This is a genomic window from Anaeromyxobacter sp. SG17, assembly GCF_022690695.1.
Classification (GTDB): Bacteria; Myxococcota; Myxococcia; order Myxococcales; family Anaeromyxobacteraceae; genus Anaeromyxobacter; species Anaeromyxobacter soli.
Window position 1 is genome coordinate 50,672 of the sequence record NZ_JALCYX010000024.1, and the last position, 10,526, is coordinate 61,197.

Here is a 10,526-nt window from a genome sequence, read left to right on the forward strand (position 1 = left end):
GCGGAGGCGCGAGCCGTCGTCCAGGGGGGACGCCTTGACCGAGCGGTTCGCGGCGATCGACGTCGGGACGAACACGGTGCTCCTCACCGTGGCCGAGCGGCGCGGCGCGACGCTCGCGCCGGTCGTCGAGCGCGCGGAGATCACGCGGCTCGGGCGCGGCGTGGACGCGAGCGGGCGGCTCGACGCGGCAGGCATCCGCGAGACGGTCGCGGCGCTCGCCGCCTACGCCGCCGAGGCCCGCGCGCTCGGCGCCGAGATCGTCGCCTGCGTGGCGACGAGCGCGGCGCGCGACGCGTCCAACGGGGCGGAGTTCTTCGCGGCGGCGCGCGCGGCGGCGGGGCTCGTGCCGGAGGTGATCTCGGGCGACGAGGAGGCGCGGCTCGTCTACGCGAGCGCGTGGCGCGACTTCGGCGGCGCGGGCCCGCTCGCCGTGCTCGACGTGGGCGGCGGGTCGACCGAATTCACGGTGGGCGAAGGTCCCGCCCCGCGCGCGCGCACGAGCCTGCAGGTCGGCGCGGTGCGGCTCACGGAGCGGCACGTGCGGGGCGACCCGCCGTCGAGCGCGGAGCTCGCCGTGCTGCGGGACGCGGCGCGGGAGGCGCTCGGCCCCCTCCGGGAGATGATCGCGGGGCTCGGGCCGGCGCGCCTCGTCGGCGTGGCCGGCACCGTCACGACCCTCGCCGCCGTCGAGCAGGCGCTGCCCGCCTACGACGCGGAGCGCGTGCACGGCGCCACCCTCACCCTCGCCGCGGCCGACGCGCTCCTCGCCCGGCTCGCCGCGCTGACGGTGCGCGCGCGGGCGGCGCTGCCCGGGATGGAGCCGAAGCGGGCCGACGTGATCCTCGCCGGCGCGGTCATCGTGGTCGAGGCGATGCGCGCGGCGGGGTTCGAGCGGCTGACGGTCTCGGACCGCGGGGTCCGCTGGGGCCTCCTCCACGACCGCGTCGGCCCGGCATGAGCCGCCTGCGCGCCCGCGCCGGCCGCGTCTACGCGGCGTTCGCGTTCGGGCGCGCCGCGGCGATCTACGAGCTCCTCACCGACCAGGAGGCGTGGCGCCGCGACTGCCGCGCGATGGCCGAGCTCGTCGGCGGGCCGCGCGTCCTCGACCTCGGCGTCGGGCCCGGCACCAGCGCGCTCGAGATGGCGCGCGCCGATCCCGCGCGCCGGCACGTGGGGCTCGACACCTCCGCGCCGATGCTGCGGCGCGCCGCGCGCCACGCCCGCGCGGCGCGGGTGGCGCTGCCGCTCGTCCGCGGCGACGCCCTCGCCCTCCCCGTCCGCGACGGCGCCTTCGACGCCGCCACCGGCCACAGCTTCCTCTACCTCCTCGACGATCCGGCCGCGGCGCTCCGGGAGGTGCGCCGCGCGGTGCGGCCCGGCGGCCACATCGCGTTCCTCGAGCCGCGGGACGGGCGCGCCCGGCTCCGCGAGGCGCTGCGGGCGAGCCCCCGCAACGGCCTCGCGATGGCGCTCTGGCGCAGCATGTCCCGGCTCCACCGCCGCTACGACGAGGCGAGCCTCCCGGCGCTCCTCGCGCGCGCCGGGTTCGCCGAGGCGCGCGCGTGGCCGGTGCTCTCCGGGTTCGGGGTGATGGCAATCGCCGTGCGGCCGGAGTAGAACGTCGGCCCCGATGCGAGCGCCCTGGGCCATCGTCTGCGACTTCGACGGCACCGCCCTGACCGAGGACCTCGGCGATCTCGTCGCCTACCGGTTCGCGGGGGAGGCCAACTACCGCGCCGCCGCGGCGGACTACCAGCGCGGCGAGTTCCCCTTCAGCGTGCTGCTCGCGAAGGTGTTCGCGCCGATCACGGCCTCCCGCGGCGAGATCGCCGCGTTCGCGCGCGAGCGGGCGGTGCTGCGGCCCGGCTTCGAGGCCCTCGTCGAGGCCTGCCGGGCGAGCGGCCGGCCCTTCCTCGTCGTCTCCTCGGGCCTCGACGCCTACATCGAGCCGGTGCTCGAGCGGCTCCCGCCCGCGCTGCGCGCGCACGTGGAGGTCCGCGCCAACCGCGCCGAGCTCTCGCCCGCGGGGCTCTCGGTCCAGTTCCACGGCGCGGACTGCGGCTTCTGCGGGTTCTGCAAGGGCGACGTCGTCCGCGAGCTGCAGCGCGCGGGCAACAAGGTCGTCCTCTGCGGCGACGGCACCGGCGACCGCCACGCGGCCGACGCCGCCGATCACGTCTTCGCCCGCGCCGGGTCCAGCCTCGTGCGCTACTGCGCGGAGCGCGGGATCCGGCACGACGTGTTCGAGACGTTCGACGAGGTGATGGCGCGGTTTCCGCGCTGACTGAGATCACGCGGGGGCTGCGCCCCCGTCCGTCGACGGCTGACCGCCGTCGCCGGGGGCCTCTCCCCGCGCTTCGCGCGGAGCCTCACCCCGAAGGCGCTCCGTCCTTCGACTTCGGCGAGCTCGCGCAGCGCCGAGGCGGCCGGGCAGCTCAGAACAACCCGATCGTGAAGTGCGGGGCGAAGATCCGCTCGTTCACGGCGCGGTCGGGGTCGAGGTTGAACCCGAGGTCGAGCGCGGCGGGGCCGATGGGCGTCACGAACCGCAGGCCCACGCCGGCGTTGGCGCGCAGGTCCACGAGCCGGTAGCGCATCGGGTCGAGCCACAGGTTGCCGAGGTCGAAGAAGAGGCCCGCCTCGAGGCTCCGGCGCAGGGGGATGCGCAGCTCGGTCTTGGCGAGCAGGAAGGCCTCGCCGCCCTCGGACACCGGCCGGTCACCGGCGGCGATGCGGCTGCCGCGGTCCGTGCAGCCCACCTTCGTCGGGCTCGTCGCGCAGTGGCGCGCCTCGGCGGAGAGGTCGCTGCGGACGTCCTCGGGGATCATCTCCTCCTCGCCGTAGCCGCGCATCGACGACGCGCCGCCGAGGAAGAAGCGGCGCGGGATGATGGTCTGCGAGCGGCGGTCGAGCGGGAACACGCGGCCGCCGCGCAGGGAGAGCGCGACCACGCTGCCGCGCCCCACCGGCAGGTAGCCGGACGAGGACGCAGAGAGCTTCAGCATGTTCGTGTGGATCCCGCTCGCGGGGAGCAGGCCGAAGAGGGCGCGGTCGTCCGGGCCCTCGCGCTCGGCGCCGAGGGAGCGGGCGTACTCGAGCGCGCCGGAGGCCGCCCAGCCGGAGTGCGGGTGGGCGGAGTTGTCGCGGTGGTCGATCGAGATCGACGGCCGGAGCGCGTGGAGCGTGGTGATCCCCTCGTCGAACCGCAGCCGCTCGAGGTCCGCCTGGGTGAGGTAGCCGACCGCGTTCGTGCGGTCGATGCGGTCCACCTCGATCTCGTACTGGAGCGAGGCCGACAGCCGGGAGGTGAGCCCCGCGTCCACGCCGGCGATCGCCGAGGCGCGGCGGAGCGCGTAGGCCTTGCGGTGCAGCATCTCGCCGATGACGTTCGTGCGGACGCTCGCGGGGATGGGCAGGAAGGCGAGGGTCGGGGTGCGCAGCCCGACCTCCGCCCGCCCCTCCACGCGATCCGAGGGCGCCTTGCCCGCGAGGTCCGGCCGCTCGACCCAGGGCGTCTCGAGCGGGTAGTTCACCTTCGCGCGCGCGCCCAGCTCGAGCGCGCGGCCGAGGATGTTCGGCTCGCCGTACTCCACGAACGCGCGCGGCCCGTCCGCGATGGAGAACCCGACGCCCTGCGACAGCGTCGCCCACGGCCGCTCGGCGAGCTCGACGGCGAGGTCCTTCGTCGCGTGCGGCGCCTCCGGCTCCTGCACGCGGATGGACACCGAGCGGAACACGCCGAGCCGCAGGAGCGCCGCCTGGCTCTTCGCGATCCGCTCCGGGTCGTAGACGTCGCCCTCCGCGAACGCGAGCGCGCCGCGGACCACGTCGTCGCGGGTGCGCCGGTTCCCCGAGAGCAGCACGCGCCCGATGCGCACCTGCGGCCCCTCGTCCACCACGAAGCGGATCGCCACCGTGTGACGCTCGGGGTCGAGCTCCTCGCGCGCGTCGAGCCGGGCGTAGAGGTGACCGCGCGCGAGGTAGCGGCGGAGGATCGCGGCGCGCGTCTCCTCGATCCGCTCGAAGACGAGCGGATCGCCGGGCGCGAGGCGCGATTCGCGCGCGAGCTCGGCGAGCGACACGATCCGGTTCCCCTCGAACGAGATCGCCTCGACGTGCGTGCGCGGGCCCTCGCGCAGCCGGACCGTCACGTCCGCCACGCGCTCGCGGGCGTCGAGCGACACGGAGGCGCCGAGGTAGACCGCCTCGAGCCACCCGTCGGCGCGGTAGTCGTCCACGATCCGCTCGGCGGCGCGCGCCCAGGACGCCTCGTCCCACACCTCGCTCGGCGCGAGCGCGGCGGGCGGGGCGCGCGGCGGCCGCACGCCCGGGATCGACACGAGCAGCGCGCGCCCGCGGTCGGCCTCCGTCTCGTCTCGCTTGCCGCCCTCCTCGTCGAGGATCGCGGCGAGCTGCGCGCGCAGCGTGGCGGCGTCGCGCTGCTCCACCCCGTCGAGCCGGACCTCCCGGAGCCGGTAGCGGCGCCCCTCCTCGACGTGGAAGACCACCGCGGCGAGGCGACCATGGCGGGTCTCCTCCGGCTCGACCCGCGCGCCCGCAAACCCACGCTGGCGGTAGAACGCCCGGATGCGGTCGGCCGCGGCGGCGATGGCCGGCGCGTCCACCGGCTGGCCGTCCTCGAACGCGAGCTGCCTCGCGAGCACCTGCGAGGCGATCTCCTGGTTGCCGCGGAAGACGAAGGCGAGCCTGGGCCCGGCGTCGACCGGGAGCTCCACGTCCGCGAGCCGGCCCTCGACCCGCACGACGGGGGTGCCGACGCGAGCGCGCCGGTATCCGCCCTCGTACAGGGAGGCGCGCGCGGCGCGGACGTCCGCTTCGAGGACGTCCCGATCCAGCACCGCCCCGGCGCGCGAGCGGAGCGCGGAGGTGAGGCGCGGCGCCTCGCCGGACCCAGAGAGCCGCACCGAGCGGATCCGCACGGGCTCCCCCGCCGCGACGCGGAGCAGCGCCGCGTCGTCGCGGAGCGCGCTCGCCTCCACCGCCGCCTCGGGGTACCCGCGGCGCGCGAGCAGGGTTCGGACCCGCGCGGCGGCCGCGTCGAGGTCGGAGGCGTCGAACGGCTCGCCGGTGGGGAGCCGCGCCGCGGCGCGCACGCCGGCGGCGTCGAGCACCGCGGGCCCCTCGATCCGCACCTCGAGTGTCGCGAGCATCCGGACCGGGAGGGCCTCGATGACCAGCGACACCCACTCGCCGTGCTGGTTCGGTGGCGGCGCCGCCGGGGTGGCGCGGATCACCACGTCGCGGAACCGGCCGGTCTGGTAGAGGCGCTGCACGGTGCGGCGCAGCGCGCGAGTGGAGAGCGCCTCCCCCGGCCGCACGTCCACGAACGCGGCGAGCGCGACGCGGTCCTCCGTCTCGGGCACCCGCAGCTCGACGCCGACCACGCGCGGCGGCGAGGACACGTCCGCCGGCGCTGGAGGGGGCGCGGCCGCGGCGGGGAGCGCCGCGCAGGCGAGCACGGCCGCGAGCAGGCACGCGAGGCGGCGCAGCGAGCAGGGATCGACGCGGACCGTCACTTCTGATCCGTCCATTCCCAGCGCAGCTTCAGGTCCACCCCGTGATCGCCGGTGGCCACGTCGGGGTTGTCGTTGTCCCACTGGTACTGCACCGCGGTGTGATCGCCGAGCCGGAGCTCCGCCTGCGCCTTCTGCCCCCGCGCGCCGGCGAGCGGCGCCTGGTAGCGGAGCCGCAGCTTGTCGCGCAGGAACCACGACTCGAACTCCGCGCGCGGCTCGACCTGGCCGCTCCCCTCCGAGTACGCGCTCGTGATCCGGACCGACAGATCGCGCATGACGCCGGTGCGCGGCAGGAAGCGCTTCACCTGCTCGTCCAGCCCGGACGCCGAGAAGAGCGCCTGCGCCGCCGCCGCGGTGGCGACGCCGCCCACGCCGGCGCCCGCCGCCGCGTCGCGCCGGGTGAACCCGAGCGAGAGGAGCGTGATGATGTCCGGCTGCGCGAGCGCGGGCGCGCTCGTGAGCGTGATCTGCGGGTCGCTCATCGGCCCGAAGACGTGCATGAAGACCTGGTAGTCCCGCACCTGCGACTCACCGTGCACGTCGAGCGCGAGCGCGACCCGGTTCCGGTCGGTGAGCTCCAGGATGGCGTGCGTGAGCTGGAACTCGTTGCCGCGGAACATCGCGCGGCTCCCCTCGGCCATCGAGAGCGTGCCGACGAGGCCGGGGGCCGCGAGGGAGCCGGTGAGGGTCAGCTCGCCGGAGAGGGCGCCACGCACGAGGTCGTTGTCGATCCGCGCGTCGCCGTCGACCGCGACCTGCACGTCGAACCGGAGCCACTCGCCCGCGCGATCGTAGGCGCGGGGCGGCGCGACCGCGCGCCGGCGCACCTCGAGCAGGCTTCGCTCGAGGTCGACGTCGGCGGTGTAGCGCGCGCGCAGGACGTGGACGCGCCCGGTGAGCGTGGTCGCGTCCGGGGAGCCCGTCGCCTCCAGCCGGCCGGAGAGGGTGACCGGGAGGTACGCCGGGACGGCGAGCGGGATCTCGTCGAGCTTCGCCTCGACCCGGAGGCGTGACGGGCGGAAGGACGAGAGCTGCACCTCGCCCTCGAGCCGGGCGCGGCCGCCGTTCACCGCGGCCTCGAGCCCGTCGAACAGGATGCGGTTCTGCGAGAAGGCGAGATCGCCGCGCAGGCCCGAGAAGGCGAGCGTCATCTCGCGCAGCTCGAACCCGGCGTCCTCGACGCGTCCGGCGCCGACCAGGACCGGCTCCTCGGCGGTGCCGGCCACGTGCGCCTCGAGCGTCAGCCGCCCCGCGGGACGGCGCAGCGCGGGCGTGAGCCCGCCGAGGAGGCGCAGATCGAGGTTGCCGCGCGCGGAGACGTCGAGCTGACCCGAGGCCGCGCGCGCGCCGGAGAGCGCGAGCTCGGTGTTCGTCCCGCGCAGGACGAGCCCCTGCACCTCGACCCGGCCGCGGTCGAGGTCCAGCACCGCCGGGCCGGCCGACTGCACGCGGAAGTCCGCGTACCCGGCCTGGACCTCGTCGAGCCGCACGCGCGCGCGCGCGAGCGACAGGTCCGCGAGCTCGCCCTCCGCGGTCCCCTCCCCCGCGACGCGGGCGCGGAAGCCCGCCGGCGCGCCGTCGGGGAGCAGCCGCGTCACGTCGTGCATCGCGAGCCGCGCGCGCGCACGGAACGGCATGCGTCCCGAGAGCGTCGCCTCTCCCTCGAACGAGACGCCCTCGGCGCCGCCCGTCACGACGAGCCGCTCGCCCTCGAGCGTCCCGCCCACCTGCACCGTCCCGAGGCCGAACCCCTCCGCGTGCACCGCGTCGCCGTTCGCCGCGAAGCGCACGCGCGGCCGGTCCACGGAGCCCTCCAGCGTCGCGGTCCCGGCGACGGTGCCGGACCACGTGCCGCCCGACAGCCCGAGCGACGCGATCGGCACGCCGGAGAAGGAGACGTCGACGTCCCAGGGGAACGGCGGCAGGGCGCTCCACGTGCCGGTGGCGCGCGCGACCCCGGTGCCGCGGCGCAGCTCCGCGCGATCGAGGCGCGTCTCGACGCCCTTGTGGATGCGGCCCTCCGCCCGCCCGGAGTCGTAGCGGCGGCCGTAGATCGTCCCGGCGCCGAAGCGGGCCTCGAACTCGGCGTCCACCGCGTCCGCGGGGCCGGTCGCGGTGCCGGACACCTCCACGTCGCCGTCCACGACCTCGCGCATCCAGCGCGACCGCGGGAGCCAGTCGCGCACGGCGTCGAGCAGGTCGCGGATCCGTCCCTTCGCCTCGAACCGCGAGGAGACGACGTGCGCCGGCGTGCGGTCGAGGTCCACGACGCCCTCGCCCTTCCAGCGCGACACGTTCCGCGCCCCCTCGGCGCCCGAGAAGCGCAGGAGGAAGTCGTCGTAGCGGAAGTCCGACGAGACGTTCCCGAGATCGACGTCGAGGAAGCGGAAGCGCTCGATGCGGGTGCGGCCGACCACGTGCGGGTTGCCGTACGGCGCCGCTTCGATCGTCGCGTCCATGCGGGCGAGCCCGGCCCAGGGGACGTCTGCCACGCGCCCGAGCGCGTCGAGGTCCGCCTCGCCGCGCGCGCGGACCGAGAAGCCGCGCGCCTCCGAGAAGTGGACCGCCGCGTCGGCGCTGACCGTGCCGCGTCCGACCGAGAGCCGGCCTGCGTCGAAGAACAGCCCCTCCCGATCCACGCGGACCTTGGACTCGAGCCGCCCCGCCGCGAACGCCACGACGCCGGGGTCGCCCTTCGCCTGGCGGTACGGGCGCGTGAGCGCGCGCAGGTCGCGCACGTCGACCCCGAGCTCGCCGCCGAGCGCCGGCGGCCACAGGGTGCCGGACACCGCCGCCCGGCCGTCGAGCTTGAGGCTCACCCAGGGATCGCGGACGCCGAGCCGATCGAGCACCTCCGCGAGCTCGGCCCCGCGCAGCTCGACCTCCGCCGCGATCGGCGCGCCGCGCGCGAGGCGGAGCGTGCCGCGCGCGAGGGCGCTGCCCTCGGCGAGCGGGACCTCGATCCGGTCGAACACGACCTCCTCGCCGGCGAGCCGCAGCGCCGCCTGGCCGGCGCCGGCGCGCTGCGCGCCGATCCGGACCCCCGTCCAGGCGACGGTCGCGGACACCTCCGGCGCGCTCGCGGGGCCGCGCACGCTCGCGACGACCTCGGCGCTCCCCTCCGCGTCTGCGTTCACGCCCGCGAGCGCGAGCGCGTCGGCGACGCCGCCGTGAGCGGTCGCGGTGAGCTCGAACGACGGGTCGCACAGGTCGCGGACCTCGCCGCGCGCGGAGAGGCGCACCCCGCCGATGTCGGCCTCCGCCCCGTTCACCACCAGGCGCGAGAGATCGAGCGCCACCTCCACGTCGGCGGAGACGGACGAGGCGTCGAAGGCGCGCCCCGGCCCCGTGAGGCGCGCCGGCCCCGCGGAGATCTCCACGCGCGCGCGCCGGTGCGCCGCGCCGAACGCCCGGAGCGAGCGCGCGGGCGGGCGCGACCGGACGTCGATGCGGTCCACGACGAGGCGGCGGCCCCCAGCGAGCGCCACGTCTATCGCCCCCGCCTCGACGTCCAGGTGCCGGACCTCGAAGCGCGCGAGGAGCGGGGGCGGGCAGGCGTCGGCGGCGCCGGCCCCGCTGCGCGGCGAGCGCGGGGGGACCACGACCCGCGGACGCACGAGGCGCAGCTCGGCGAGGTGGAGCTGGCGCCCCAGCGCCTGGATCGGCGCGAGCCGGGCGGCGAGCGCGTCGGCGGTGAAGAGCGGCGCCGAGGCCGGCCCGAGCCGGATGCCCTCCGCCTCGAGCTCCAGCGCGAGCGGCCGGATCCGGCACGCCGCGACGGCGAGCTCGAGGCCGGTCGTGCGCTCCACGCGCTCGGCGGCGAGCGCGCAGATGCGATCCGCCGCCCAGCGCGTGCGCAGCCCCGCGATCGTGCCGCCCACCAGGGCCACGATGAGCGCGAGGAACGCCAGGGCGACGGTGCGCTTCTTCACCTGCCTCGATTCTCCACCGCGATCCGCGCCGGACCAAGCGCGCGGCCGCTACTCGAGCGACTCGAGGTAGCGATCGATCTCGGCGAGGTCGAGCCGCGCCGGGCGTTCCACCGGACCGGCGTCCGCCGCGGGGGCCTCGATGCCGAGGTCGCGGGCGACGCGGTCGACGAACCGCTCGTCGAGCTCTCGCGCGCGGGCCACGAAGCCCTCGAAGAGGGCGTTGTCGCACAGGGTGTTGATGAGGCGCGGGGTGCCGCGCGTGTAGGCGTGGATGCGCGCGAGGGCGCCCGCGGAGAACGGCACGCGCGGGGCCCCGGCGAGCCGCAGCCGGTGCCGGACGTACGCGTCGGTCGCCTCGCCCGACAGCGGCTCGAGCCGGTACTTGAGCGCGACGCGCTGCGCGAGCGGCGGATCGAGCTTCAGGTTCTGCTCGATCTCCGGCAGCCCGAAGAACACGAACGAGAGGAGCTTGCGCTCGGGGACCTCGAGGTTCAGCAGCCCGCGGAACTCCTCCATGATCTCGCGCGTGGCGAGCATCTGGGCCTCGTCGATGAGGACGACGGCCTTCTTGCCCTGCTCGTAGATCCGGACGAGCCGCTGGTAGAGCTGGGAGAGCAGCGCGAGCTTCTCGTCCGCGGGACTCTCGACCCCGAGCTGGAGCGCGATCCGCTTGAGCAGCCAGCTCGCCGTGATGCCCGAGTGGATGATGACGAGGAGCGCCGCCTCGTACTCCTCCTCCGGCAGCGCGTCGAGCATCCGCCGCGCGAGCGTGGTCTTGCCCGCGCCGATGTCGCCCACGAGCACGGCGAGCCCCTTCATCCCGGAGACGGCGTGCGTGAGCCGCAGGAGCGCCTGCGCGTGCTGGGCGGACGAGTAGTAGAAGCGCGAGACCGGCGCGTTCGAGAACGGCTCCTGCGACAGCTCGTAGTACTCGAGATAGTTCACGCGACGTCCTTCGGCGCTACAGGTACCCGATGTTCTTCTTGGCGCCCGGTGCGGGCGGGCGCGGCGGCGCGGCGGGCGGGCGCGCGCCGCGGGCGGCGTCGGCGGGCGCACG

6 protein-coding genes are annotated in these 10,526 nt (G+C 76.4%); 3 read left to right on the plus strand and 3 right to left on the minus strand.

Translation table 11 applies throughout. The annotated features are described in order from the left end of the window. Positions 1 to 34 precede the first annotated feature (34 nt). From MNY60_RS11405 to MNY60_RS11415, 3 genes are read left to right on the plus strand one after another with little or no spacing between them, the layout of a single operon-like run. Positions 35 to 958, plus strand: coding sequence for a Ppx/GppA phosphatase family protein (locus MNY60_RS11405; protein WP_242360644.1), 924 nt, complete (start codon positions 35 to 37; stop codon positions 956 to 958). Next, positions 955 to 1,617, plus strand: a complete 663-nt coding sequence (locus tag MNY60_RS11410; RefSeq protein WP_242360645.1) for a class I SAM-dependent methyltransferase — start codon at positions 955 to 957, stop codon at positions 1,615 to 1,617. The genes MNY60_RS11405 and MNY60_RS11410 overlap by 4 nt, the downstream gene beginning before the upstream one ends. A gap of 13 nt (positions 1,618 to 1,630) precedes the next feature. Beyond that, entirely contained in the window at positions 1,631 to 2,284 is a 654-nt protein-coding gene (locus MNY60_RS11415; protein WP_242340538.1) for an MtnX-like HAD-IB family phosphatase, read from the plus strand. A gap of 151 nt (positions 2,285 to 2,435) precedes the next feature. Here MNY60_RS11415 and MNY60_RS11420 read toward each other — a convergent pair whose 3' ends face one another. The 3 genes from MNY60_RS11420 to MNY60_RS11430 are packed head-to-tail and all read right to left on the minus strand — an operon-like array spanning position 2,436 to position 10,414. Continuing rightward, positions 2,436 to 5,552 carry a POTRA domain-containing protein gene (locus tag MNY60_RS11420; protein WP_242360646.1) on the minus strand — a complete coding sequence of 1,039 codons (3,117 nt, stop codon included), beginning with the start codon at positions 5,550 to 5,552 and terminating at the stop codon, positions 2,436 to 2,438. Further along, complete coding sequence (locus MNY60_RS11425; RefSeq protein ID WP_242340536.1) at positions 5,534 to 9,469, minus strand: translocation/assembly module TamB; 3,936 nt, start codon at positions 9,467 to 9,469, stop codon at positions 5,534 to 5,536. The genes MNY60_RS11420 and MNY60_RS11425 overlap by 19 nt, the downstream gene beginning before the upstream one ends. Before the next feature lie 48 nt (positions 9,470 to 9,517). Next, positions 9,518 to 10,414, minus strand: a complete 897-nt coding sequence (locus MNY60_RS11430; RefSeq protein WP_242340535.1) for an ExeA family protein — start codon at positions 10,412 to 10,414, stop codon at positions 9,518 to 9,520. Between the last annotated feature and the right edge of the window lie 112 nt (positions 10,415 to 10,526).

Bases quoted from the DNA above. Each gene is read 5' to 3' on its own strand.
- MNY60_RS11410 (WP_242360645.1), top strand. From the start codon at position 955: ATGAGCCGCCTGCGCGCCCGCGCCGGCCGCGTCTACGCGGCGTTCGCG.
- MNY60_RS11420 (WP_242360646.1), bottom strand. From the start codon at position 5,552: ATGGACGGATCAGAAGTGACGGTCCGCGTCGATCCCTGCTCGCTGCGC.
- MNY60_RS11415 (WP_242340538.1), top strand. From the start codon at position 1,631: ATGCGAGCGCCCTGGGCCATCGTCTGCGACTTCGACGGCACCGCCCTG.